The following is a 24,228-nucleotide window of genomic DNA, read 5'->3' on the forward strand; positions in this document are numbered from 1 at the left end:
TGGTATCCTGAAGCAGATGATATTAGGTTGATGAATAACTGGGCTTTGGCGGGCGGTGCAATGGCAACCGCCCATCTATATGCCAGTGGCGGATATGCCGGTGGCCCAATTTACAGTCCAAAAAAGCTTGAATTCAAGTACTACGATACTTATAAGCGCCTTCTGAGGTACCATAAAACTATAGCCAAGGCAGCAACGAACCATGGAATCAACAAAAATGTTCTTACTGCCGTCCTTCTTTGGGAGATCAATCAGAAGGCCAACAAATATGGGGCGTGGAGTCAATTCGCTGACTGGGTTTTCGGGAATCTTGGAGATAGGAAAAATCAGGGGGCGGGGGTATCTGTGGGCATTGCCCAATTGGAAATTTACAAGGTTCGCATGATGATGATGAAACATTACGGGAAGAAGGAGTGGGAGGGTAAAACAATCGGCGAATATGCCGAGCAGGCGTTTAATCCGAACCGGGCCATACATTTGGCCGCCGCCTGGCTGGCTCATTTGAAGGAAAACGTGTGGTACATGAAAGGTGGGGTGAAGCATTATCTCGATGACAGGGAAGCTGCAATTGCTTACTGTGGATGTTCTGGTGTAACGGTGGATAATCCTATCTCGGGCAACACGAAGCTAACTACGACAAAGTTCAGAGCCTGGGCGGAAAGCGGTTGGCAAGATAAGGCTCTTCAAGGCAACAGCCGGTTGACTGGAATAGCGCGCCGCAATCAGATATTGACATGGCTTTCCCCGGGTCATGCTGCGGATGAATTCTGCAATCGTGTGGGCTGGGAGAAGGACTGCGACTGATGGCCTTCCTTGGAAATGATAGGGTTCGTGGCTATTGGGTAACTCCGATCGCTATCGGTGTAGTTATCCTACTCACAAGTTGCTTTGGATCAGCACCTCTGATCCTGCGAGTTCCGTCGGTTGCTCTCGAGAGTGTTCGTAGTATTGGGGAGACTAAGGCGGAGTCCAGCTTCGAGAGCAGCTGGGGTAACGGGACGCAAATTTACAACCTGCTAGTGATAGACGTCGGAACTGAGGGTAAGCAAGAGGCGCTCGATCGGGCTGCAAATCTTCTGGGCGAGCGAAGCTGGGTGACTGTTGCTGAAAACCGCCCAACCATTATATCGATGAACTCTAGTAAGTGGAAAGGCGTAGAGGTGGTCTTGAGGCCATTCAATGCTGCGTATCTAGAAGACTACCCAGAGGTTTTGAGGCAGCTTGAGAAGGTGCCTGTCGAAGAACGATCACTTGTCTATATTGAGGTGTCAAAGGTCCCTTAAGTGGAGCGCAGAGGCTAAGTGCGTGTTTGGAAGATCTTCATGTTCGGCGCGGCAGCGTGACGACGAGCACTGACACTGCCAAGGTGGCCCAATGCCCTCGGATCGCTACCCCTCGGACCTGACCGATGCGCAGTGGGAGCTGATCGAGCCGTTATTGCCTGAGCCGAACACCGGCGGGCGTCCGGAGAAGCACCCACGCAGAGAGATCGTCAACGCCATCCTGTACGTGGTCCGCTCGGGCTGCCCGTGGCGCTACCTGCCCACCGATCTGCCGCCCTGGCAGACCGTGTACTGGTACTTCCAGCAGTGGGAACAGGTCGGCGTCACCGAGGCGTTGCTGACCGAGCTGCGCGTCAAGGCCCGCCGCCAGGCCGACCGCGCCGATGAGCCGACCGCGGGCATCATCGATTCCCAGAGCGTCAAGGGCGCCGACACCGTCGGCCGCGACAGCCGCGGCTACGACGCGGGCAAGAAGGTCAACGGCCGCAAGCGGTTCATCGTCACCGACACCACCCGCCTGCTCGTGACGGTCGCGGTGCTGGCCGCGAGCTGGCAGGACCGCGATGGCGCCAAGACCGCCCTGTTGTCGGCGTACCTGACCACCCCGATCCGGCCCGTCTTTGCCGACCAGGGCTTCGCCGGCCGGCTGGTGGACTGGGCCCGTGACACTCTGCGCACCACCCTGGAGATCGTGCGCAAGCCCGCTGACCAGCGCGGCTTCAGCGTCATCTCCCGCCGTTGGGTGGTAGAGAGAACGCTGGCCTGGCTGACCGCCTGCCGACGGCTTGCCCGTGACTATGAACGCGACCCCGCCGTCTCCGAGGCGATCATCCGCTGGGCTGCCATCGCCGGCATGACCCGCCGCCTCACCCGGAGCGGCCCCGCTCGGCGACAGGCCAAAATCGTCTGCGGCTAAGCAAGATCGTCGATCTCAAACACTCACTAAGAGGGCCAATGCTGTTTAGACAGCGAGCTTGCTGGTAGCGTCGCCTGGTGATCATGATGAGGGTTGTGGTCTCGGAATTTTGAGCTCTCGTCTGCCCGCCAACTGCGGAACTCGGGGATCCCGCCGACATGTGTCGAAGACATGAACCTGGAGATGCGCGATGGTTCCTCGGCGTGCCGCCTCCATCCGAGGATCTCAGCGAGGGCAGGGCGGGCCCGCGATCACGACCGTGTTGCGCCTGGTTGTTGGGCTCCATGTGGGGGGACCGTAGGGGGACCGGCAGTCTCGGACACTGCTGTTTCAGCGCGGTGTTTCCGACACCGTCCGACCTCCTTACGATCCATCTACCTGCGAGAATGTCAGGACGCGCGAAGACCTGACACCACCCTTCTAATCCGACGATCGCAGGTTCGAATCCTGCAGGGCGCGCCTATCGCGTGGGCCGCGCGGCCTGCGCGGCGTGCCCGGCAGCCACCAGCTCGCCTTCATCGACGCCGTCCACCGCGACCACGCCGAAGTCGAGGACCGGGTGCGCTGCAACAAGGCGATGGGGCTGCGCAACCTGCCGTCCAAGACCTGGAACGTCAACGTCGGCTGGGTGCTGGCCGCCAACCTCGCCGCCGACTTCGATGCCTGGACGCGACTGCTGGGGTTGCACGACGATGCCGAGCTGGCCCGCGCCGAGCCGCAGACCCTGCGTTACTGCCTGTGGCATCTGCCCGCCCGGCTCGTCTGCCACGCCCGCCGGCGGATCTTGAAGATCAGCGCCACCTGGCCGTGGACGAACGCCTTCCTGGTCTGCTGGCAGCGGCTCTGCGCCCTGCCCGCACCTACCTGACCATCGCGATCGCGTCCCGCCGATCCGGAGAGGAGTAACTTCCGCCCCTGCCGCGGCCTGTGGAACCGCCGCCCGCCCGAGCGCTTCGGGCGGCTTGCCGTCCCGGTCGCCCGAAGCGAACGGGACGATCAGTCGGAAACCTCCATCAGCTGAAACCACTAGGAGGGACGGCCACCCCGTGAGTCATCGAGGCTAACGCAGCAGTGCATCTATCTGTGGATGACGATATATACCATCCTGCTTACGGCCAAGCTGGAGGCATTGACTGCTTTTTGCAGTTTTTCGCTTAAAATGTCCGCCCCACCAAGGCCCTCCACCACCATGTAGGTGGCAGGCCATTTGGCCGATTCCAGGAAAATTTCGGGCGGCTCTCTGTTCCAGACATGCCAACCCGCCTGGTGCAAGCGTTTTTCGGCCTCGGTGATAATATCGTTCCCCGTACCTGGCTTCAGGTATACTGCCAAGTGCTTCGCTTCAACGTAGTCGTTCTCCCACTCGTGAGCTATGTCGGTATCCTCGCCGATTAGTTGCCCTACTTTACGAATCTCCGAAAGCGCGAGTGGATCCACCTTTCGTACGTTAGGTTCCCTGGGGAAGCCAAGTACGTCCCAGCCTGATCCGATCACAATAATTGCGAGCACCAGCAAACTTGCAACTAGTGCCGCACAACCCGTCAGGGAGATGTGCCTGCCGGACAACGTCATGACACCTGTACCTCTTCGCCTCGATGATCATCGTGGAGGACACTCTCGACGACCGTCAAGTGCGGGTGTGGCCGACGCCCCGGCCTTGTCGGCGTGCCGCCGATGCTGCGGGCCAGCTGTCTTCAAGCTTGCCGGACGACCCCACCGTCTACGAGCGCGTCCATGGTTGTCCGGTCCAGGCCCAGTGAGGAGTCCTGCGCCACCCGAAGATCTCAACGAGGGCAGGGCAGGCCCGCGATCGGGGCTGTGCTGCGCCTGGTCGTCGGGCTCCAAGTGGGGGACCGTAGGGGGACCGGCAGTCTCGGACACTACCGTTTCAGCACGGTGTTTCCGACACTGTCCGACCCCGCCTACGACTCACCTACCTGCGGAAATGTCAGAACGCGCGAAGACCTGACACCACCCGGCACGCTGATCCACAGACTTCTAATCCGACGGTCGCAGGTTCGAATCCTGCAGGGCGCGCCTATCGCGAGGCCGTGACCTGCGACTATTCGGCGGGCTCGAAGGCGGCGCCACCTGGGAAGGTGTTGAGGAGACCGAGGGGGGACCGCCAGTCTGGGACACCTCCACGAGGCTCTTCCTCGGCACCAGCGCCGCGCTCGCTTCGGCCGCCGCCCGGGCCATCTCCGGGAGCACGGACGTGTAGATGTCCGACGTGATCGACAAGCTCGAGTGGCGCAGCATCGAAGACGTCGTCTCAAGTCGTTGCCCGCCGCGAGCGACGCGCTGCAGCCCGCGGAAGGCGATCAGATGGTGGAGCGCGTACAGCCGATCCGTGGTCGCGTAGTCAAGGAACGCCCCAGCTGAGCGGGCGTCCACGCCATCACCGGGCGAAGGCCGTGTGTCCCAGCGGTCGGCGGCCACCAGCAGCGCCGCGATGGCCGCGAAGTTGCAGCCCGATCGGGTGACCGGAGATCAGCGCGAACGGTGCGGCGGGTGCCGCTGGGTTGGGCGGCCGGGCGGAGTGCGCTCAGGCGCGGGTCCGGTGCGGCGGGGATGCCGATCGGGGGGCGGGAGTCAGTGCCCCGCTGCCGTCCGGTCCATCATCGAGCCGATCGTCATGGTCATCCGCCGGCGGCTGATCAGCCGTCCCGCTTGCGCCATCAGCCGGTTCCTCGTGCCCGCGATCACGCTGGGTGGCGGGGTGCGCCGGTCGAGGGCCTTCAGGGCGATCGTGACGACCTCGTCGGGGCGCATGCGGCTGGTGCCGCCGTCGGCCTGGGCACCGGCGACGTCGTAGAACTCGGTGTCGGTGGCGCCGGGCGTCAGGGCCATCACGCGTAGCCGGGTGCCGCGCGACTCGTACCAGAGCGCCTCGGTGAAGCTGAGTACGAACGCCTTGGTCGCACCGTAGACGGCCATGCTCGGGTTGCCTTGGTAGGCCGCCATGCTCGCGACGTTGACGAGCACGCCGCCGTGGGTGCGCAGTCGTTCCATGAAGACGCGGCTGAGGTCGACGAGGCTGGTGACGTTGACGGCGATCTGCGCGTCCAGCCGCTGCGGGTCTTCTTGGTGGAAGGCGGCGTTGGTGGCGAAGCCGGCGTTGGTGGCGAAGCCGGCGTTGTTGATCAGGCTGGTGACGGTGAGGGAGCGCTCGGTGAGTGCGGTGTTGATCGCCGCTGCGACTCCGGGGGTGGCCAGGTCCATGGCGATCGGGGTTGCGGTGATCCCGTACGTCGTCGTGAGCTCGTCCGCAAGGCGCTCAAGCCGGTCCAGCCGGCGGGCGACGAGCACGACGTCGGAACCGCGTGCGGCGAGTTGCCGGGCGAACTCGGCGCCGATGCCCGCGCTGGCGCCGGTGATGAGGGTGGTCTGACCGTGGTAGTTCACGGGTGTCATGGCTTCTCCCTGGGTTCGGTTCTGGACGCTGGTGTCACCGTAAGCCTATCTGGCACTTAGTGTCAATCGGTCACTAAGGTGCTAGCCTGGAGGTATGCCGACCACTCCTGACCAGAAGCTCTGGACCCGTACCCGCCAGGCCGTCCACGCGGAGGTCGCCCGGATCGCGATGGGCCTGTTCCTGGAGCGCGGTTTCGAGGCGACCACGATCGACGACATCGCCGTGGCGGCCGGCATCTCCCGGCGCTCCTTCTTCCGCTACTTCGGCACCAAAGAGGACATCGTGCTCGGCGACCTCGCCGCCCACGGCGAGCTGATCCGCGAGGAGTTGGAGGCCAGGCCCGCCGCGGAGGACGCGTGGACCGCCCTGATCAACGCGTTGCGCCACGCGCCGCGGCTCGGCCAGGACGACGTGACCATGTTGAAGATCTCGAAGATGCTCTATGGGACTCCGTCCCTGCGGGCCCGCAGCCTCGAGAAACACTTGCAGTGGCAGGCACTGCTCACTCCGGAGATCCGCCGCCGCCTCGGTGTCGCGCCGGACGACGAGCACGACCTGCGTGCCGACGCGATCGTGGCCTGCGTGCTCATGTGCGTTGACGTCGCCGGCGAGGCGTGGACCAGGAGTGCCGGCAGTCAGTCACTGGAAGACCTGCTCCTTGAGGCGGTCGCGGCGGTGCGGGGAAGTGCGGCGGACGCCTGAAGCGGGCGTGCGGGCCCTCCGCTCTGCCTGATACACAGGTTGAGTTCGTAGAGCCGGTCATGTGGTCACCGTGGTCTCTTCGATGATGAGTCCGCTCTGAGCCAGGCAGCCATGATTCAAGAATCCCGGTACCGGCTTGGGAGATGTCAACGGCCGAGTGTGCGTGTCGCCGCTGGTGGCCGGATAGATGTCCCCACGCCTTCGTAGTTGACTACTTCTTGGTGAGGCGTCCACCTGTCCGGGTTCGTGCCTGTTTCATGCGGAAGGACTCGCCCTCGGTGACCATGACGACGCTGTGGTGCAGGAGCCGGTCCAGCAGGCTGACGGCGGTGGTGTGCTCGGGCAGGAAGCGGCCCCACTGGTCGAGGGGCCAGTGGTCTCGAACCGGCGGTGCAGCCCGCGCATCCGCTCGGTCGCCACCTCGGTGCCGGCCTCGGCGGCCAGACGGGGCCGCGCCTGGGCCACATACAGCTTCACCCGCTGGTAGGAGCGGTCATAGCCATGCTCGGCGACCAGCCGTTCGTAGACGACCGACGCCTTCATCGTCAGATCAGCGCGGAGCATCGCGTCGATCACTTGCGTGTACGGGGTGATCACCTGCGGCTGGCTGCCCTTATGCGAGGGCGCTGCCGGAGGCGTCGCCCCGGCCGGTTCGGTGAGGTACTTCTTGACGGTGCGCCAGTCCACGCCGCACGCCTCACGGATCAAGGATCATGGAGGTGGTCATCCTTCGGGTTGTCTGCTTGGCCGCTGACAATCCGAAGGATGATCAACTTCATGGCGAGTAGTCAGGTCAACTCGCCGGAGCCCCGCCGACACGTGAGGTCGTACCCTCAACTACATAGGAGGTCGTACGCGGACACACCACCGAGCGGGTGCTGTTCGGGCTGGTCGCGAACCGGGCGCTGGCACCGTCCTCGAAGCTGGCCGCCGCGGACTGGATCACCCATGACGTCCACATCGACGGCCTGCCCGGCACGGATGACGACGCGTGCTACCGGGCGATGGACTGGCTGCACGAGGTGAAGGACGATCTGGAGAAGCAGGTGTTCGACGAGGTCGCCAACCTGCTCAATCTTGAGGTCGACCTGCTCTTCTTCGACACCACCAGCACCTGCTTCGAGCTCGAGCGGCCCGATGACCCCGTCGCCCGTGACGATCACGGCGACCGGGTGCCCGACAGCGAGGCCGGCGACGGGCAGGAGGACGGGCAGGAGGCCGGACCGGGCGACGGGCAGGAGAACAAGGCGGCAGGGTTTCGGACCTACGGCAAGTCGAAAGACTCCCGGGACGACCTACCGCAGATCGTCATCGGCATGGCCGTCACCAGGGACGGAATTCCGATCCGGTGCCGGTGCTGGCCCGGCAACGCCTCCGACCAGCGCTTGATCCGCCAGGTCAAGGACGACATGCGCGACTGGACCCTGAGCAAGATCGTGTGGGTGACCGACCGCGGCTTCTCCTCCGCGGAAAGCCGCCGCTACCTGCGCCAAGGCGACCATGCCTCCATCATCGGCGAGAAACTCCGCTCCGGCTCGGCGGAGGTGAAGGCCGCCCTGTCACGGCAGGGCCGCTACACCGAGATCTCCGGCAACATGCGGATCAAGGAAGTACGGATCAGCGACACCGACCGGTTCGTCATCTGCCACAACCGTGAGGCGGCCGAGCGCGACGCGCACATGCGCGCCCAGCTTGTCGCCCAGCTCACCGACCTGATCGACGCCTCCGATGCGTTGAGTGAGTTCAAGCGCGGCGGGCTGCGCGGGAAGATCGCCGTCAAGCCTGGCCTGAACCGCTACCTGCGCACGACACCGGTCGGCAAGCTCCGCATCGACACCGCGAAGATCAAAGCCGAGGAGAACCTGGACGGCAAGTACCTGCTGCGCTGCAGCGACCCGCACCTGAGCGCCGAGGACATCGCGCTGGGTTACAAGCAGCTGCTGGAGGTCGAGCGAGGCTGGCGCGACATGAAACAGATCATCGATCTGCGGCCGGTCTATCACCGGCTCGAAGAACGCATCCGCGCTCACGTCATCCTCTGCTGGCTGGCGCTGCTGCTCATCCGGATCACCGAGACCACCACCGCCGACACCTGGCCTGCCTGCCGCCGCGAGCTCGACCGGCTTCACCTGGGCACCTTCACCGGCCCCGCAGGCCTGTTCCGGCAGGTCACCGCCTTGACCAAGCCCAGCAAGACCTGCTCGCCAAGCTCGGCGTCCCCGCCCTCAAGCAGGTCATCGACCTGAAACCCACAGCACGCTGACCAGTCCGAACACCACCGCCTAGAGAAACGCCCTCCAGGCGGCCACATCCATGTCAGCCCAGTTCACACCCCACATTCGGACCTCCAGGCCGCTGAATTACGCGGAAAGCGGGCCCAACTGCCGGCCGTAATCCTCACCGAACTGCTGGCAGTCAGTCCCGAGACCGCCACCGTCTGGACCCAGGCCGGCGGCAACTGGGCCCGCTACGCGGCTCAACTCCCCGATCGACCCGATCGCAGAACATGAGCACTGTCCGAAATTCGATGGAGCGGATTTGGCGATCTTGTTAGGGTGTCCGGATGCCTTCTCAGCGCGCCCTACTGCCGCGCTCGACACCGGCCGCGTCAGGGATGTCGTCCCGTTCGATCGCCGTGCTGCTGGACCGGCTCGAAGCGCGATCCGTCGAGTGTCATTCCATCATGGTCGTACGCCACGGTCACGTCGTCGCCGAAGGCTGGTGGGCGCCCTACTCGGCCGGGCGCCCGCATCTGCTCTACTCGCTGACCAAGTCGTTCACCTCGGTCGCCGTGGGGCTCGCGATCGCCGACGGGTTGCTCTCGCTGGACGACCGGGTGGTGGACGTGTTGCCCGACCACGTTCCGGCCGGCATCTCGGAGCAGGGACGCCGTATCACCGTTCACCACCTGCTGTCCATGACGAGCGGGCACCGTACGGACAGCCTCGCCGAGGCCTGGCAACTGGAACCGGGCGACCTGGTGAAGGGCTTCCTGCGCGTACCGTTCCCCGAGGCCGAGGGAACACGGCACGCCTACGACAATCCGACCACCTTCATCCTGGCCCGGATGGTGGAACGGGTCACGGGCCGCGGCCTCCCGGAGCTCCTCGACGAGCGCCTCTTCAAGCCGATGGCGTCGACCACGCCGAATGGGACCGGGTGGCGAGCGGTGCCGCCTTCGGATTCCACGGACTGCACCTCACGACCGAGGCCGTCGCCGCCTTCGGTGAACTGCTGCTGCGTGGAGGCCTTTGGGGCGACCGGCGGCTCGTCCCGCGCGAATGGGTGGAGCTCGCGACCAGACGGCACATCGACAGCCTGCCGTTCGAGGACGGGTCGGACGACGTCGACTTCAGCTGCGGTTACGGTTACCAGTTCTGGATGTCGCGTCACGGTTACCACGGTCACGGTGCCTTCGGCCAGCAATGCGTGGTGGTCCCGTCGCACGATCTCGTGGTCGCCGTCACCGCCCAAGGGCAGGCCCAGGACGTGCTCGACGCCATTTGGGAGTGCCTGCTGCCCAGCGTGGACCACGCGGGAAACACCCGGGACGACGAGATCCTCGCCGATCGGCTGCGGCGGCTGTCACTCGCGCCGGTGCCAGGTTCGGCCGCCCCGGAGCGTTCCGCCAAGGCGAGACTCGACGCCTCCGCCGAGGACTCGGCTCTGCCCGACGGAACCACGGTGATCGTCGATCCCGTGGACGGTGGATGGCTCCTGCGACTCGGGTCGTTCCCCAACGTCGAGGTCGGCCACGGCGACTGGCGGGAAAGTTCGCCGCTCGGCCGCCCTGTCGTCGCGGCCGGCGCCTGGCAGGGCAACATGTTCGTCGCCGAGCTTTACGTCATCACCACCCCGCACCGGGTTCGGCTGGTGGTCGACGCCGACGCGGGAACAGCGGTGGCTAGGTGGAGCACCGTGCCCCTGACCGGCCCCAGCCTGGCGTTGCATCTCCGGTCGCCGCTGATCACCCGGCCCGACGTCGCGTAGGCGATGTTGGCCAGGCTCGCAGGTGTCGGGTACGAGATGTCTCGTCACCCGGTGTCGGCCTGGTTCGGACCGTGGTCGATCATCGACGGATGCCGGTGCTCTCGGTCTGACTGGGCATTGCGGGTCGTGTGCCTACGCCCTTTGCGGCCGGGTGCTGGTCGGGTCAGGCGGGTTCGAAGACGGAGACCCGTGCCGGCGGTGTGATGGAAAGTGCCTGGTAGACGGCTCGTTGTGCGGGTCGTAGCGGGGTGGTCTGGACGACGGTTCCAGCCGGTCCGGCGAGGGTGACTTGGGACAGACGGGACAATTCGCGGTTGATCCGGGGCCATCTTTGTCCGCATCCGCGTTCGGCGACGCGGGTCAGCAGCAGGGCCAGCCAGCAGATCAGCACGTGCGCGCGGATGCGGTGTTCGAGCCGGTGGAAGACCGGGCGAAGGAGCAGTTCGGACTGCATGTCCCGGAAGCCTCGCTCGGCTTCCAGGAGGTTCTTGTAGCCGAGTGCGGCGTCTTCGGTGCTGATGTCGGGATCGCTGGTGGCCAGCAGGTACTTGCCGTCCAGCCGTTCTTCGGCCTTGACCTTGGCCCGGTCGATCACCAGCCGTCCGTTCTTCTGCTGGCGTATCCACCGCTTGAGCGTGGGGTGGTCGCGCAGCGCGCACTCGGCGCGGACGTGGGCAGCCTCGGCCTTCTGGCGCGCCTTGGCACTCAGTTCACGCCTGGCTTCGCGTTCGCGCTGGGTCTTGATCCGTTCCAGCTCGGCCTCGATCCACGTGATCGCCTGCTCGACCAGGGCGCCGCCGTCGCGCATGCGCATCCCGGCGATGTAGTGGCCCCCCGCGCGGCGTAGGCAGGCCAGGTTGTCAGCGGAGGACAAGCCGCGGTCGACCACGGTGATGACTCGGCCCAGCTTCCAGGCGCGCATGTCGTTCCTTGACCTCGGCCAACACACTCTGATCGTTGGTGCGGCCGGGCCGGCACCACACCCGGACCGGGATGCCCTCACGGGTGACGGCCAGCGCCCTGCACGTGCGCCCGGACGGCCTCGTGGCATGGGCCCGCGAACACGCGCCGGCCCTGCAGAGTTCGAGAACGCGGCCGCACGCTGGTTCGGCGCCACGAACCGATAGAGCCCACGGCATCCCCTGCGCACAGGCTGCGGCGCCGCAACCGAGCACTCTGCACGACACAGGGCTCCCAAGCCGAAGGCCGGTGAACCACAGTGCACCAGCACAGGAAGGCACCGACACGGACTGAGCTAGCGCCCGCCCTTGCCGTAGTGGGCCCAGCCCTGGTCGAGGAACCGGAAACCGGTCTCGACGAACGCCTCCGGATCAGGTTCGCGAACCGCCATGAGCTGGATCTGCAGTGCGAAGCGCACGTAGAAGCGGATCTCCTCACTCGGCTCGGCGAGACCGGACTCCTCGGTGAGCGTGGCGATCAGCGCATCCTCGTGACGCAGCCACATCTTCTCCGCGTAGTCGATCAGCGCCGGCGTGCCGTCCATCAGCGCGAGGATCCGGCTTTGCGGCTCCGTCCTCAGCGCGGCGATCTCCGCCAAGTAGTGCGCCTTGAGCGCGTCAGAGACCGAAACACCCTGGCGGCGGTCCCGGACGGCCGCCACCAACCGGTCGTGCCGCTCCTTCTCGTCCGCGAAGACGAGCGCTTCCTTGTGCGGGAAGTGCGTGAAGACCGTCTTGGGCGTCACGTCGGCCTGGTCCGCGATCTCCCGCACCGTCACCGCATCGAAACCCCGCTCCAGGAACAGCGCCGTCGCCGCCTCCAGGATCGTCGCCCGCGTCGCCGCCTTCTTGCGCTCACGCCGCCCTAGGGGCTCTGCATCCGCCATCCCCCCATCATACCCTCGGACTCTTTCTATATTGACGTTAAAAGTAATCTCGGTATAGTAAGAGTGTGAGTGAAGCCAACTTGACCCTGCTGCCCTCACGAGTCCTGTGCCGTTGACGGCGGCTGCTCTGTTCCGCCGGCGGCAGCGCACGTAACCCGCGGGTGACCATCGCCCCCTACGGCGACTCCGACATGTACAGCCCCGAAGGTGCCAAGGCCCGCGAGCAGATCAACACCTGGATCCGCACCAGCGGCGACTTCGACGCCGTCTGGTGCGACCCCGCCGACCCCAGCCGCATCCCTCGACGACCTGCACATGGGCGACGACCTCCACGGCAACGACGCCGGCTACGCCGCCCTTGCCCAGTCCATCGACCTCACCCTCTTCGACTGACCTTTTGCCAAGACCTCACCGAACACGCACCCCCACGACACGGACAGGCAGTGAACGCATGAAAGCAGCAAAGTGGGCCGTCGCCGCAGTCATCTGCGCCGCGGTCGCCCTCGGCCTCTACACGAACGCGGCGGCGACCGCGGCCACGATCGGTGCCGTACTCGTTCTGGGACTTCTCTACGTGTACTTCATCCATTTCGGCCGCCCGAGCCGCGTGGCCAGCCTCAACGAGGTCACGGACACCAAATGGCACACCGTCAACCTGGGGAGGACAACCGTGAGCGCCGACGGCTCCGCGTACGCGATGTTCGTCCGGCGCGGCACGTCCAGCAACCTCGTGATCCACTTCTCTGGTGGAGGAGCCTGTTGGGACGCTGAAACCGCCGCCCGTCCGATCACACCCCTGGGCGTCGTGCGCGGCTACACGCGAGATCTGCAGATGTTCTACTTCAACTCGCTGACCCGACTGTTCCCCGCCGCGCTCGCCGGAATGGCCAACCGCCGCGACAGCACCAACGCCTTCCGTGACTGGAACTTCGTCTTCGTCCCCTACAGCACCGGGGATATGCACGTCGGTGACACCATCAACACCTACCCCCACAACGGCACGACCATCAAGGTCCACCACAACGGGCGCAACAACGCAACGGCCGTACTCGACTGGGTCTACGCCAACTTCCCGGAAGCCGACAAGGTTCTGGTCTCCGGCGAAAGCGCCGGCGCCTGGGCCTCCGCCTTCTACGCCCCGCAGATCGCCGGCCACTACACAGACTCGAAGCTCTACTGCCTCTCGGACGGCGTCGGAGTCGTCACCGAACGCTGGCGCGACATCGTGGACACGATCTGGAAGGCCGACAGCGCACAAACCCTGGGCTTCGACATCGGCAACGACCTCTACGAGGACGCGCTCCTTCGCCGCTCCGACGAGGCTGCGCGCACTATCAAGTATCTGCACGCCAACACGCTCTACGACGACACCCTCACCCGCTTCGGCGCCGCACTGAACCGCACATCAACAAGGACCGACGCGTTCATCGACGACTGGGCGGCCAACACCAAGGCATCGATCGCACGCCTCGACCAGTCCGGCCTTCACTACAACTTCTTCCTCACCGACTGGGGCCACAACTCGAAGAAGCACACCACCGAACACACCCTGACGACCAACGAGTTCTACAACAAGTGCACGGCCGACGGGGTCCTCTTCTCCACATGGATCAAGCGCAACGTCATCGACGACGAAGACCTCTCGCTCGGACACGAGCTGCTTCCCTGACGCCCCCTCGCCTTCATGCGTCTTCGTGGCGCACACGCGGACACGCATCATGCCACTCATCAAGACGAAGAACATGCCGAAATGCTGGCCCAGCCCGGCGAGCCGAACGGGCTATTCGCCGGGCATCGGAGGTGATCGGCGCGGTCGCGTGGCCGACATCCGGCCGTGTTCCGACGCGCCGATGTGCGGCCGCCATCAGTGGCCGGCAGCGTCGTAGAGCCGCAAGGCCAGGCTGCAGATCACCAGGGTGTCCAGGCTGTCCAGGTCCGCTTCGAGGAGCTTGCCGATCTGGGCCAGCCGGTACCGCAGCGTGTTGCGGTGCACGTGCAGGGCTTCGGCCGTCGCGTGCTGCTTGGCGTCCAGCCGCAGGTAGGTGCTCAGGGTGTGCATCAGCTGGCCGTCGGTCTTGGCGTCGTGGTCGATCAGTGGTCGCAGGACCTCCCGCGCGGCATGCTGGCCGCCCCGCCCGGCGGCCGCGGCCACGATCGAGGTCAGGTCGAACGGGCGGGAACGCTGCGGTCGGGCCAGCTCGTCTGTGATCATCCCTCGGGCCGAGGCGAGCACCATGCGGATCTCCTCGGCGTCCCTGGCCGGCCCGGCCACCACGATCGCCCGGCCGGGCATCTCCCGGCGCAGCACCTCGAGGACCTTGCCGGCGGTGTCGCCGGTGCCGCCCTGGGCCAGCAGTACCAGCAGTTCGCCGCTGCGCACCGAGCGCACCACCGGCAGCACCTGCTCCACGGCCAGGCGCAGGCGCAACGAGTACCCGGCGGAGAACGCGGGCTTCGGCGCGGCCAGCAGGACGACGGTTGGCACGTCGCTCCTGAAGCCGGCCACGCGCAGCGCCCGGACCAGGGTCGACGTGGGTGTGGTCCAGTCGGTCAGGCTGGCGAGCACGGCGGCCATCCGCGTCGCGTTCGACGGCTCCTCCTGCAACCTGCGGGTCAGGTCGATGGCGACCAGCGTGGCGGCCGCGCTCATCGCCATCCGGACGCTCTCCACGGCCATCTCGCTGTGGCCGACCAAGATGTGGTCGTGCGCGCCCGCCTGGTCGAGCGGCACCGCGTGGTATCCGGTCGTCCCACTGGTGGCCAGCCCTTGCAGCACGAGGCCCGTCTGCCACTCCTGGTGCAGAGGCCACGTCGCCACCACTTTGCCGTCGATGTCGAGGATGGCCGCCTCGCCGCCGATCTCCTTGGCGATCCGCTTGAGCAGGGTCATCAGCGGCGCGTTGTTGGACATGAGCTGCGCCAGCTCGGCGGCGAGGTTGGACGCCCGGCCCATGTCCTTGAACCGGTCTGCGACCGTCATTTCGGCCACGAACTCGCTGATCCGCACGAATGGCACGTTATACGGCACGCTGAGCACCGGCAGATCCACCGCGGTGGCGCTCTCCACCAGGGCACGGGGTACGTCGGCGTGAGTCAGCCCGCAGCCGAAGCCGATGGCCGCGACCCTTTTGCGCTTGAGCCGAGAGACGAAGTTCTGCCAGCTTTCTTGATCATCCGCCTGGATGCAGGCACCGGTGGTGAGCAGCAGCTCGCCACCCTGCAGGAACGGCGCGGGGTCCACGAGTTCGGTGGAGGCCACCCAGCGGATCGTGCGTTTCATCAGGTCATGGCTGGTGGGGGTGGCCAGGCTGAGCTCCAGGACGGTCTCGGCCATGAGCTGATCCAAACTCAATGCCATGGGGCCACTCCTCCCGCTGGTCACCCTGCGTTATGCAGTTGCACAGTACCTGGCCTTCGAGCTTGGCCATGCCGCACGTAGACGCTGCGGACAGCCTGGATGTTGACTGCAACTCAGCCCACCGACCTGCGTAGTTCCGGCATTCGGAACCCCACGAGGGGAGAAATTCGTGCAGTTCAAACGCCATTCCGCGGTTCTCGCGACCGCGGCGGCCGCCACCCTGGCGTTGTCGGCCTGTGGCTCGTCCACCCCCGCCGACTCGGGCTCGGCGGCCGGCCCGGCCGCCGAGAACACGGCGGCCGCGAAGAGCTGGGCCCCGGTCAAGGTCGACGTCTGGGCTGACCTGTCCATGGACAGCGCGCGCAGCAAGGCCGAGTACACCCCTGTCGGCAAGGCCGAGAAGCCCTGGAACATCTGTGTGTCCGTGCCGCACATGAAGGACGCGTACTGGCTCGGCCTGAACTACGGCGTGGCCGAGCAGGCACGCGAGGCCGGCGTCAACATGACGATGGTCGAGGCCGGCGGTTATGAGAACATCGACAAGCAGATTCAGCAGATCGAGGACTGCGCGCAGAGCGCGGACGCCGTGGTCATCGGCGCCATCTCCCTCGACGGGCTGAACAGCACGGTCGAACGGCTGGCCGCTACGGGCAAGCCGGTCATCGACGTCATCAACGGCATGTCCAGCCCCAAGGTCACCGCCAAGTCGCTCGTCTCCTTCCACGACCTCGCCGAGATCGCTGCGGAATGGGTGGTCAAGGACTCCGGCGGTCAGCCGGTCAAGGTCGCCTGGTTCCCCGGTCCGAAGGGCGCCGGCTGGTCCGAGGACGGCGAGCGTGGTTTCAAGGCCGCCCTCGCCGGAAGCGCGGTGGAGATCGTCGACACCAAGTGGGGCGACACCGGTAAGGACGCGCAGAGCAAGCTGATCGAGGACGTCCTCGCCGCGCATCCCGACATCAACTACATCGTCGGCACCGCGGTCACCGCCGAGGCGGCCGGGCCGATCCTGCGGGACCGCGGCCTGAGCGACAAGATCCGCGTCGCCGGTTACTACTTCACCCCCGGCACGTACACCGGCATCCAGCGCGGAACCGTGCAGGCCGCGCCCAGCGACAGCACCGCCATCCAGGGCCGGATCGCCATCGACCAAGCCATCCGCGCACTGGAGAAGAAGGAATTCCAGCAGCATGTCGGGCCCGAGCTCGTCATGGTCACGAAGGACACGCTGAAGGACTTCGACGTGTCCACCACGCTGGCCCCCGACGGCTGGTCTCCGACGTTCCAGGTCAAGGCCGGCAGCTGACGACGGGAACGTTCCACAACCAGAAAGTTGTCTCCGATGACCGAACCTGTGCTCCGGGTCCGCGGGCTGACCAAGAAGTACCCGGGCGTCACCGCGCTCGATCAGGTGGACTTCGAACTCCGCCGCGGTGAGGTGCACGTGCTTTTCGGCGAGAACGGCGCCGGGAAGTCCACCCTCATCTCCATCATCTCCGGGGCGCAGCACCCGGATGGCGGGACCATCGAGGTCGGCGGCCGGGCCGTCGAACTGTCCGGCGTCGCGGCCGCACGCCAGCTGGGTATCAGCGCGGTGTTCCAGGAGTTCTCGCTGATGCCCACGATGACCGTGGCGGAGAACCTGGTGATGGGCAGTGAGCCGGGCAGGTTCGGCTTCGTCGACCGGCGCCGGATCAGGAGACTGGCGCAGGAGCGCCTGGACGAGTTCAACTTCCGCATCGCCCCTGACCGGCTGGTGGAGACGCTGAGCCGGGCCGAACAGCAGATGGTGGAGATCGCCAAGGCGTTCCGGCCCGAGCTGAGCGTGCTGATCCTGGACGAGCCGACCGCCTCACTCACTGACGAGGAGGCCGAGCGGCTGTTCGACCTGGTCGAGGAGTCGCGCGGGCGGGGCATCGGAATCATCTACATCACCCACCGGATGGCCGAGATCCGCCGGCTCGCGGACCGGGTGACCGTGCTGCGGGACGGCCGCCTGATCACCACCGTCCCCGGCGACACCCCGGACGAGCAGCTGATCGCGCTGATGACCGGTCGGGTGGTCGAGGACCTCTACCCCGAACTGCCCGACCCCGGCACCGACGTGGTGCTCACCGCGCGCGGCCTCACCACCTACGACGGCTCGGTACGGAACGCCGGTTTCGAGCTCCGCGCCGGGGAGATCGTCGGTTTCGCCGGGCTGATGGGCTCGGGCAAGTCCGCGGCGGCTCGGGCCTGTTTCGGCCTGGAGCGGGTGGACTCGGGCACGGTCACCGTCGCCGGGAAGGACCTGACCGGTGCCAAGCCCGCCACGCTCCTGAAGTCCGGCGTGGTCTACCTGCCCAGCGACCGCAAGCAGGAGGGGCTGTTCCTGGAACGGCCGCTGCGGGAGACCGTCACCCTGCCCTGGCTGCGCCGGGCGCCCATGTCCGCCGGGCCGCTGCTGAGGCCCGCGCGGGAGCGCGCTGTGGCGGGTGACATGCTGCGCAGGATGCGGCTGACCCCGGACGACCCGGAGCGTCTCGCGGCCAGCTACTCCGGCGGCAACCAGCAGAAGGGCCTGCTCGGACGGGCCCTGCTCGGGGAGTGCACCACGTACCTGCTGGACGAGCCGACCGTGGGGGTGGACGTCGGTGCCCGGGTGACGATCTACGAACAGATCGTGGCGCTCGCCCGCGCGGGCGGGGCCGTACTGGTCGTCTCGTCCGAACTGCCGGAGATCCTCCACCTGTGCCACCGCGTGTACGTGTTCTCGCACGGGCAGATCACGGCGGAGCTGACCGGGGCCGACATCAACGAGGAAACGATCTTGCGCCACATGATGCATTGGGGCGAACCAGCAGTGAAGGACAACGTATGACCGCCAGCAGTCCGGCCGCCACGCCCGTGCGGCCACGCAACCTGATGATCTCGCTCGCCGCCCGGGCGTTCGTCAAGATCGGCGTGCTGCCCGTCCTGGTCCTGGTCGCGCTGGTGGTGTTCGCCAGCATGTCGGACAGCTTCCTGACCGTGGAGAACATCCACTCGGCGCTGCGGCAGAACTCCTACATCGTCATCGCCACCCTGGGGCAGTTCATCGTGCTGCTGGCCGGCGGGTTCGACCTGTCGATCGGCGCGGTGACCGCGCTGGTCTCGGTGAGCAGCGCGATGGCCATGGTCGCGCAGGGGGAGTCGTCCTCCCCGCTGACCGCGGTCCTGGTGGGCATCGCCGTCGGCCTGCTCGTCGGCATGGGCTGCGGACTGGTCAACGCTTTGGGCATCGCGACCCTGAACATCAACCCGTTCATCATGACGCTGGCCACGGCCTCGGCGTTCTCCGGGCTGGCGCTGATGCTCACCTCGGGCGTGCCCGTCTCCGGGCTGCCGGTGGAGTTCAGCGACTGGCTGGGCTTCAACAAGATCCTCGGGATCGGCGTCCCGATCTGGATCGCCGCCCTGGCCGCGGTCGGCCTCTGGGTGATGCTGACGCTGACCCGCCCGGGCCGTCACATCTACTCGGTCGGTTCCAGCCCCAAAGCCGCCAAACTCTCCGGGATCAGCGAGTTCCGCACCCTGCTCCTGACCTACGTGGCGGCCGGCGGGTTCGCGGCCATCGGCGCGGTGCTGCTCACCGCGCGCATCGAGACCGGGGAGGCGAACCTCGGCGCGTCCCTGCCGCTCCAGACCATCGCCGCGGCCGTCATCGGTGGCGTCAGCCTGCGCGGCGGTTCCGGCCGGGTCATCGACGCGGTGCTGGGCGCCGTGTTCATCGGGATCGTCGCCAACGGCATGAACCTGGCGCAGATCAACTCCTATTACCAAATGATCGTCACCGGAGCCGTCCTGGCGCTGGCCGTCGTCGCCGATCGCCTGCGCAGCCGGCTCGCGGTCGCCGTGTATGCCGGAAAGGTATGAACATGAAGATCACTCTCAACTCTGACATGGGGGAATCCCTCGGGATCCACTCCTTCGGGAACGACCAGGCGCTGCTCGGCCTCATCGACACGGCGAACGTGGCCTGCGGTTTCCACGCCGGCGACCCCGGCGGGATCTGGGAGACCGTCACGAACGCGGCCGCCGCCGGGATCACCGTTGGCGCCCACCCGGGGTTGCCCGACCTGATCGGCTTCGGACGGCGCGAGATGAAGCTCTACCCCGACGAGGTACGTGACATCGTGCGGTACCAGGTCGGCGCGTTGTCGGGGTTCCTCGGCGCGGCAGGCATACCGCTCGACCACATCAAGCCGCACGGCTCGCTGTACGGCATGGTCGCGCGGGACGAGGCGTTGATGGACGCGGTCTGCGACGTGGCGGCCCAGTACGAGGTCCCGATCTTCGGCATGGCGGGAACGGCCCACGAGCGGGTGTCCGCCGCGCGTGGCATCCCGTTCCTCGCCGAGTTCTATGTGGATCTCGAGTACGCGGCCGACGGCGGACTCATCATCGCCCGCCGGCCGCACGCCACTCCGGTCGAGCGCGCCGTGGAGCGGATGACCATTGCCCTTACGGAGGGTGTGGCCATCGCTGTTACGGGGGAGCGGATCCCCATGAAGTTCGACACGGTCTGTGTGCACTCGGACACGCCGAACGCCGTCGAGGTGGCCACCGCCATCAGAACCGTCATCGACTCGCAGGACTCCGCGTCCGGAAAGGACAGTCATGTCTGAGCACGTCGTACAGTCTCCGCTTCCCGGCATCTTCTACACCAAGCCGGCACCTGAAAGGGAGCCCTTCGTCGAGGTCGGCTCCGTGGTCGCTGCGGACACCGTCGTCGGCCTGGTGGAGGTCATGAAGCAGTTCGCCGAGGTCAAGGCCGGCGTGAACGGCACGGTGAAGGAGATCCACGCGCAGAACGAGGGCGTCATCGGCCCCGGGGACCCCATCCTCACCGTCGAGGGGGTCTGATCGCGGTGCGCAAGCTGCTTGTCGCCAACCGCGGCGAGATCGCGGTTCGCGTCATCCGGGCCGCGCGGGAACTCGGGATCGGCACCGTAGCCGTGTACAGCGAGGCCGACCAGGACGCTCTGCACGTCAAGCTGGCAGATGAGCGGGTGCTGATCGGCCCGCCGGCCGCTTCCCGCAGCTACCTGAACATGGACGCCATCGTCACGGCGGCGGTTGATCTCGGCGCGGACGCGGTGCACCCCGGCTACGGTTTCCTGTCCGAGCGCGCCGAGTTCGCCGAGAAGGTCGCCGCGGCCAGGCTCACCTTCGTCGGCCCGTCCGCGAAGACGATTCGCCTGATGGGCGACAAGGCCAGGGCGAGGTCCGCCGCCGAGGCGGCGGGCGTGCCGACCGTACCCGGCTCCAACGGTCCCGTCGACGGCGTGGCCGAAGCGCTGGCCGAGGCGGAGCAGGCCGGATACCCGGTGGCGGTCAAGGCCGCCGCCGGCGGCGGCGGGCGCGGCATCCGCGTCGTGGCCGACGCCGCCGAGCTCACCGAGGCGCTGCCCGTCGCCATGGCGGAGGCCCAGGCGGCCTTCGGCAGCGGACTGGTCTACATCGAAAGGTTCGTCCCGAACGCCAGGCACATCGAGGTGCAGGTGTTCGGGGACGGCCAGAACTTCGTCCACCTGGGCGAACGCGAATGCTCGATGCAGCGGCGGCGGCAGAAGGTGATCGAGGAGGCCGGCGCGCCCGGACTGCCCGAGCACGTGCGCACCGAGATGACCGAGGCCGCCGTCGCGCTGGCCAAGGTCTCAGGCTACTCGGGCGCGGGCACCGTCGAATTCCTCTACGACCCCGCGCGCGGGGAGTTCTACTTCATCGAGATGAACACCAGGATCCAGGTGGAGCACCCGGTCACCGAGATGGTCACCGGCCGCGACCTGGTCCGTGAGCAGCTCACCGTGGCCTCCGGGGCTCCCCTGTCGTTCGCCCAGCCGGACGTCGCGTTCCGTGGCCACGCCATCGAGGTCCGGCTCAACGCCGAGAACCCCGACTTCGGGTTCATGCCCAGCCCCGGCGCCATCTCGTCCATGCGGCTGCCGGGTGGTCCGTTCGTGCGCATCGACTCGGGCTTCGGGCCGGGCAGCGAGGTCAGCCCGTTCTACGACTCCCTGCTCGCCAAGATCGTCGTCTGGGCGGAGGACAGACCGGCGGCGGTCGCCCGGATGGCCCGGGCCCTGGACGAGGTCGAGATCGAAGGCGTCGCCACCACCGCGGGCTTCCTGCGCAGGGTGACCGACGTCGCGGAGTTCCGCGAGGGCCGCTACCACACGACCTTCCTTGAAGAATGGATCGCCGGCGGCGCCGGCAAGTGAAGGAGCACATCTTGCGTGGATCAGGCGAGAGTCGATACTCCTGGGGCGGCGACGAATATCTGGTCGTCCAGTTCGCCGAGGCCATGAGCCTTGAGGTCAACTTCACCGCGATGGCGGTGTCGAAGACCCTGACCGACGACCGGCTGCCCGGGATCGTGGACATCTGTCCCGCGAACGCGTCCTTGCTGATCAGGTTCGACCCCGACGTGGTGGCGCCCGCCGAGGTCGAGGCGACGGTACGGGCGGCCGAGGAGAAGGTCGCCGGAGCACCGGCCCGAAGCATCGAGACCCGGATCTTCGAGGTCCCGGTCTGGTACGACGACCCGTACACCAACGAGACCGGGGCCAGGTTCCGGGACCGGCACCAGCGGCCGGAGGGCAACGACCTCGAGTTCGCCGCCGTCGAGAACGACATGGACTCGGTGCAGGCGTTCATCGACGCCCACTCCGCCTCCCCATGGATCACGTCCATGGTCGGCTTCGTCGCCGGCCTGCCGTTCATGTTCCAGATGGTCCCGCAGGAGCGGCAGCTGGAACTGCCCAAGTACCTGCGGCCGCGCACCGACACCCCGGCGCTGACCATCGGGCACGGCGGCTGCTTCGCGTGCATCTACTCGGTACGCGGCGCCGGCGGCTACCAGATGTTCGGCGTCACCCCCGTGCCCATCTTCGACCCGGAGCAGCGGCTCGCCGACTTCAAGGACTTCATGGTGTTCTTCCGCCCCGGCGACATCGTGAAGTTCCGCAGCATCGACAACGCCGAGTACGACGCCATCCGCGCGGAGGTCGAGGCCGGCACCTACCGGTACCGGCAGCGGCCGGTCACCTTCGACCTGGACCGCCTGCTGTCCGACCCCGACGGTTACAACGCCGAACTTCTGGGAGCCCTCTATGGCAGTTGAGATCATCGAGCCCGGACTGGCCTCCAGCATCCAGGACCAGGGACGGCCTGGCTACTACAGCGTGGGCATCCCGCCATCGGGCGCGGCCGACCTGCACGCCGCCGTCACGGCCAACCTGCTCGTCGGCAACTCTCCCGACGCCGCCGTCATCGAGGCTCCGTACATGGGGCCCGCGCTGCGGTTCGACGGACCCACAGTGGTGGCCGTCACCGGCGCCGCCATGCCGGTGCTGCTCAACGGCGCGCCCGCACCGCAGTGGGAGTCCTTCCCCGTCGCCGCGGGAGACCAGCTGAGCTTCGGATTCCTGCAGGCGGGCGCGCGCATCTACATCGCGGTCGCCGGCGGGTTCGACGTGCCTGTGGTGCTGGGCAGCAGGTCCACGTACGCGCTCGGCGGCTTCGGCGGCTTCCAGGGCAGGAACCTGAGAAAAGGGGACGTGATCCCGATCGGCCGGGCGAACGGCCGGCCTGGCAACGCCGTCCCCGAGGAGCTGCGCCCCGCCTACAGCCGCGAGATCGAACTCCGGGTCGTGCTCGGCCTGTACGACTATCGGCTGACCGAGGCGGGCCGGCACTGCCTGCTGGAGTCGGAGTGGACGCTGACCCCGGTCGCGGACCGCACCGGTTTCCGGTATTCGGGTCCCGTCCTGGAGTGGGAGGAGCGGATTCAGCCGTTCGGCGCGGGATCCGACCCCTCCAACATCGTGGACGCCGGATACCCGATCGGTTCGATCCAGGTGCCCGGCGGAGTCGAGCCGATCATCCTGCACCGCGACGCGGTCTCCGGCGGCGGCTACGCCATGGTCGCGACGGTGATCAGCGCCGACCTGAACAGGGTCGCGCAGTGCTCGCCGGGAACACGCACCCGGTTCGTGCCGGTGACCCTCGAGGAGGCGCTGCAGGCGCGCGCCGACGACCGGGCCAGGGCCGCCAGGCTGCGCGAGGCGTTGGAGGCGGCGCACTGATGTCGCCGTCCGAGCGGCTCGCCGCCCTGGGCGTGACGCTGCCCGACGTGCCCGCGGCCGCGGGGGCGTACGTCCCCGCGGTCCGGCACGGCGACCTGGTGATCACCACCGGCCAGCTTCCCTTCGTCGACGGCGAACTGCCGTTGACCGGGCTGGTCGGCGTGGACGTCACCGTGGCGCAGGCCACGGCCCTGACCCGCCAGGCGGCCCTGAACGCCGTCGCCGCGGCCGCGGCGATCCTGGGCGGTGTCGACCGCATCGCCCGGGTGCTCAGCGTCACCGGGCACATCGCCTGCGGTCCCGGCTTCACCGGGCACCCGACCGTGCTCGACGGCGCCAGCACCTTCCTGGTGGACATCTTCGGAGACGCCGGCCGTCACGTCCGCACCAACGTCGGCGCGGCCCGGCTTCCGCTGGACAGTCCCGTGGAGGTCGGTATCGTGGTGACTGCCGTCGTGTGATCCGCCCCCTTCACCCGCGCAGGCCGGCGGCGTCTCGCCGGACGGGGTCGATCAGGGTTGCGGCGTCGGCGACGCCCCACTTCTCCAGAACCTTCAGCGCGCCCTACTGCCGCGCTCGACACCGGCCGCGTCAGGGATGTCGTCCCGTTCGA

At 66.9% G+C, this 24,228-nt stretch carries 21 protein-coding genes and 3 pseudogenes; 18 read left to right on the forward strand and 6 right to left on the reverse strand.

All coding sequences use genetic code 11. The features are described from left to right. From OUY22_RS16945 to OUY22_RS16960, 4 genes are all read left to right on the forward strand, one after another. Window positions 1-804 (forward strand): hypothetical protein (locus OUY22_RS16945; protein ID WP_270155950.1); only part of this gene is annotated, 804 nt, incomplete at its 5' end. After that, window positions 804-1,283: a hypothetical protein gene (locus OUY22_RS16950; protein WP_270155951.1), complete on the forward strand. Its 480-nt coding sequence runs from the start codon at window positions 804-806 to the stop codon at window positions 1,281-1,283. The genes OUY22_RS16945 and OUY22_RS16950, both read left to right, overlap by 1 nt. A gap of 91 nt (window positions 1,284-1,374) precedes the next feature. Next, window positions 1,375-2,199, forward strand: a complete 825-nt coding sequence (locus OUY22_RS16955) for an IS5 family transposase (RefSeq protein ID WP_270155952.1) — start codon at window positions 1,375-1,377, stop codon at window positions 2,197-2,199. Window positions 2,200-2,689: 490 nt separating this feature from the next. Continuing rightward, window positions 2,690-3,067, forward strand: a complete 378-nt coding sequence (locus OUY22_RS16960; protein WP_270155953.1) for a transposase — start codon at window positions 2,690-2,692, stop codon at window positions 3,065-3,067. Window positions 3,068-3,276: 209 nt separating this feature from the next. Here OUY22_RS16960 and OUY22_RS16965 read toward each other — a convergent pair whose 3' ends face one another. After that, window positions 3,277-3,771, reverse strand: a complete 495-nt coding sequence (locus tag OUY22_RS16965) for a hypothetical protein (protein WP_270155954.1) — start codon at window positions 3,769-3,771, stop codon at window positions 3,277-3,279. Between the two features lie 1,020 nt (window positions 3,772-4,791). Then, window positions 4,792-5,613, reverse strand: coding sequence for an SDR family NAD(P)-dependent oxidoreductase (locus OUY22_RS16970; RefSeq protein ID WP_270155955.1), 822 nt, complete (start codon window positions 5,611-5,613; stop codon window positions 4,792-4,794). Window positions 5,614-5,707: 94 nt separating this feature from the next. On the opposite strand from OUY22_RS16970, the gene OUY22_RS16975 reads away from it, so the two are divergent. Beyond that, window positions 5,708-6,316: a TetR family transcriptional regulator gene (locus OUY22_RS16975; protein WP_270155956.1), complete on the forward strand. Its 609-nt coding sequence runs from the start codon at window positions 5,708-5,710 to the stop codon at window positions 6,314-6,316. A 211-nt stretch (window positions 6,317-6,527) separates the two neighbouring features. Here OUY22_RS16975 and OUY22_RS36920 read toward each other — a convergent pair whose 3' ends face one another. Then, window positions 6,528-6,662 carry an ATP-binding protein gene (locus tag OUY22_RS36920; protein ID WP_408638171.1) on the reverse strand — a complete coding sequence of 45 codons (135 nt, stop codon included), beginning with the start codon at window positions 6,660-6,662 and terminating at the stop codon, window positions 6,528-6,530. Window positions 6,663-7,179: 517 nt separating this feature from the next. Here OUY22_RS36920 and OUY22_RS16985 point away from each other — a divergent pair. The 3 genes and pseudogenes from OUY22_RS16985 to OUY22_RS16990 all read left to right on the forward strand — a co-directional run. Continuing rightward, a pseudogene (locus tag OUY22_RS16985) lies at window positions 7,180-8,579 on the forward strand (IS1634 family transposase); the annotation flags it as partial. A gap of 420 nt (window positions 8,580-8,999) precedes the next feature. Next, window positions 9,000-9,401: pseudogene (locus tag OUY22_RS36925) on the forward strand (serine hydrolase domain-containing protein); the annotation flags it as partial. A gap of 74 nt (window positions 9,402-9,475) precedes the next feature. Next, the gene (locus OUY22_RS16990) at window positions 9,476-10,306 is read left to right on the forward strand and encodes a serine hydrolase domain-containing protein (RefSeq protein WP_270155959.1); all 831 of its coding nucleotides are present in this window, start codon (window positions 9,476-9,478) and stop codon (window positions 10,304-10,306) included. Window positions 10,307-10,469: 163 nt separating this feature from the next. Here the strand turns inward: OUY22_RS16990 and OUY22_RS16995 are convergent. Beyond that, window positions 10,470-11,322 (reverse strand): annotated as a pseudogene (locus tag OUY22_RS16995) (IS1634 family transposase); the annotation flags it as partial. A 239-nt stretch (window positions 11,323-11,561) separates the two neighbouring features. Further along, complete coding sequence (locus tag OUY22_RS17000) at window positions 11,562-12,152, reverse strand: TetR/AcrR family transcriptional regulator (protein ID WP_270155961.1); 591 nt, start codon at window positions 12,150-12,152, stop codon at window positions 11,562-11,564. A gap of 451 nt (window positions 12,153-12,603) precedes the next feature. On the opposite strand from OUY22_RS17000, the gene OUY22_RS17005 reads away from it, so the two are divergent. Continuing rightward, window positions 12,604-13,821, forward strand: coding sequence for a pectin acetylesterase-family hydrolase (locus tag OUY22_RS17005; protein WP_270155962.1), 1,218 nt, complete (start codon window positions 12,604-12,606; stop codon window positions 13,819-13,821). Window positions 13,822-14,016: 195 nt separating this feature from the next. Here OUY22_RS17005 and OUY22_RS17010 read toward each other — a convergent pair whose 3' ends face one another. After that, window positions 14,017-15,510 (reverse strand): PucR family transcriptional regulator, encoded by a 1,494-nt coding sequence (locus OUY22_RS17010; RefSeq protein WP_270155963.1) that lies wholly within the window; start codon window positions 15,508-15,510, stop codon window positions 14,017-14,019. Window positions 15,511-15,679: 169 nt separating this feature from the next. Between OUY22_RS17010 and torT the strand changes: the two genes are divergently transcribed. From torT to OUY22_RS17055, 9 genes are read left to right on the forward strand one after another with little or no spacing between them, the layout of a single operon-like run. Beyond that, window positions 15,680-16,813 carry a TMAO reductase system periplasmic protein TorT gene (gene torT / locus OUY22_RS17015; protein WP_270155964.1) on the forward strand — a complete coding sequence of 378 codons (1,134 nt, stop codon included), beginning with the start codon at window positions 15,680-15,682 and terminating at the stop codon, window positions 16,811-16,813. Between the two features lie 36 nt (window positions 16,814-16,849). Continuing rightward, window positions 16,850-18,367 (forward strand): sugar ABC transporter ATP-binding protein, encoded by a 1,518-nt coding sequence (locus OUY22_RS17020; RefSeq protein ID WP_270155965.1) that lies wholly within the window; start codon window positions 16,850-16,852, stop codon window positions 18,365-18,367. Then, window positions 18,364-19,401, forward strand: coding sequence for an ABC transporter permease (locus OUY22_RS17025; RefSeq protein ID WP_270155966.1), 1,038 nt, complete (start codon window positions 18,364-18,366; stop codon window positions 19,399-19,401). The genes OUY22_RS17020 and OUY22_RS17025 overlap by 4 nt, the downstream gene beginning before the upstream one ends. 2 nt (window positions 19,402-19,403) lie before the next feature. Beyond that, window positions 19,404-20,153, forward strand: a complete 750-nt coding sequence (gene pxpA, locus OUY22_RS17030) for a 5-oxoprolinase subunit PxpA (RefSeq protein WP_270155967.1) — start codon at window positions 19,404-19,406, stop codon at window positions 20,151-20,153. Further along, the gene (locus OUY22_RS17035; RefSeq protein WP_270155968.1) at window positions 20,146-20,391 is read left to right on the forward strand and encodes an acetyl-CoA carboxylase; all 246 of its coding nucleotides are present in this window, start codon (window positions 20,146-20,148) and stop codon (window positions 20,389-20,391) included. Before pxpA ends, OUY22_RS17035 begins: the two co-directional genes overlap by 8 nt. 5 nt (window positions 20,392-20,396) lie before the next feature. Continuing rightward, window positions 20,397-21,749 (forward strand): acetyl-CoA carboxylase biotin carboxylase subunit, encoded by a 1,353-nt coding sequence (locus tag OUY22_RS17040; RefSeq protein WP_270155969.1) that lies wholly within the window; start codon window positions 20,397-20,399, stop codon window positions 21,747-21,749. Between the two features lie 11 nt (window positions 21,750-21,760). Further along, window positions 21,761-22,651 carry a 5-oxoprolinase subunit B family protein gene (locus OUY22_RS17045; protein WP_270155970.1) on the forward strand — a complete coding sequence of 297 codons (891 nt, stop codon included), beginning with the start codon at window positions 21,761-21,763 and terminating at the stop codon, window positions 22,649-22,651. After that, window positions 22,641-23,615 carry a 5-oxoprolinase subunit C family protein gene (locus tag OUY22_RS17050; protein ID WP_270155971.1) on the forward strand — a complete coding sequence of 325 codons (975 nt, stop codon included), beginning with the start codon at window positions 22,641-22,643 and terminating at the stop codon, window positions 23,613-23,615. The genes OUY22_RS17045 and OUY22_RS17050 overlap by 11 nt, the downstream gene beginning before the upstream one ends. Continuing rightward, window positions 23,612-24,076, forward strand: a complete 465-nt coding sequence (locus tag OUY22_RS17055; RefSeq protein WP_270155985.1) for a RidA family protein — start codon at window positions 23,612-23,614, stop codon at window positions 24,074-24,076. The genes OUY22_RS17050 and OUY22_RS17055 overlap by 4 nt, the downstream gene beginning before the upstream one ends. Window positions 24,077-24,228 lie beyond the last annotated feature (152 nt).

The sequence above is a fragment of the Nonomuraea corallina genome (genome assembly GCF_027620315.1).
Taxonomy (GTDB): domain Bacteria; phylum Actinomycetota; class Actinomycetes; order Streptosporangiales; family Streptosporangiaceae; genus Nonomuraea; species Nonomuraea corallina.

Bases quoted from the DNA above. Each gene is read 5' to 3' on its own strand.
- OUY22_RS16950 (WP_270155951.1), top strand. From the start codon at position 804: ATGGCCTTCCTTGGAAATGATAGGGTTCGTGGCTATTGGGTAACTCCG.
- OUY22_RS16955 (WP_270155952.1), top strand. From the start codon at position 1,375: ATGCCCTCGGATCGCTACCCCTCGGACCTGACCGATGCGCAGTGGGAG.
- OUY22_RS16965 (WP_270155954.1), bottom strand. From the start codon at position 3,771: ATGACGTTGTCCGGCAGGCACATCTCCCTGACGGGTTGTGCGGCACTA.
- OUY22_RS16970 (WP_270155955.1), bottom strand. From the start codon at position 5,613: ATGACACCCGTGAACTACCACGGTCAGACCACCCTCATCACCGGCGCC.
- OUY22_RS16975 (WP_270155956.1), top strand. From the start codon at position 5,708: ATGCCGACCACTCCTGACCAGAAGCTCTGGACCCGTACCCGCCAGGCC.
- OUY22_RS17000 (WP_270155961.1), bottom strand. From the start codon at position 12,152: ATGGCGGATGCAGAGCCCCTAGGGCGGCGTGAGCGCAAGAAGGCGGCG.
- OUY22_RS17005 (WP_270155962.1), top strand. From the start codon at position 12,604: ATGAAAGCAGCAAAGTGGGCCGTCGCCGCAGTCATCTGCGCCGCGGTC.
- OUY22_RS17010 (WP_270155963.1), bottom strand. From the start codon at position 15,510: ATGGCATTGAGTTTGGATCAGCTCATGGCCGAGACCGTCCTGGAGCTC.
- OUY22_RS17020 (WP_270155965.1), top strand. From the start codon at position 16,850: ATGACCGAACCTGTGCTCCGGGTCCGCGGGCTGACCAAGAAGTACCCG.
- OUY22_RS17025 (WP_270155966.1), top strand. From the start codon at position 18,364: ATGACCGCCAGCAGTCCGGCCGCCACGCCCGTGCGGCCACGCAACCTG.
- pxpA (WP_270155967.1), top strand. From the start codon at position 19,404: ATGAAGATCACTCTCAACTCTGACATGGGGGAATCCCTCGGGATCCAC.
- OUY22_RS17035 (WP_270155968.1), top strand. From the start codon at position 20,146: ATGTCTGAGCACGTCGTACAGTCTCCGCTTCCCGGCATCTTCTACACC.
- OUY22_RS17050 (WP_270155971.1), top strand. From the start codon at position 22,641: ATGGCAGTTGAGATCATCGAGCCCGGACTGGCCTCCAGCATCCAGGAC.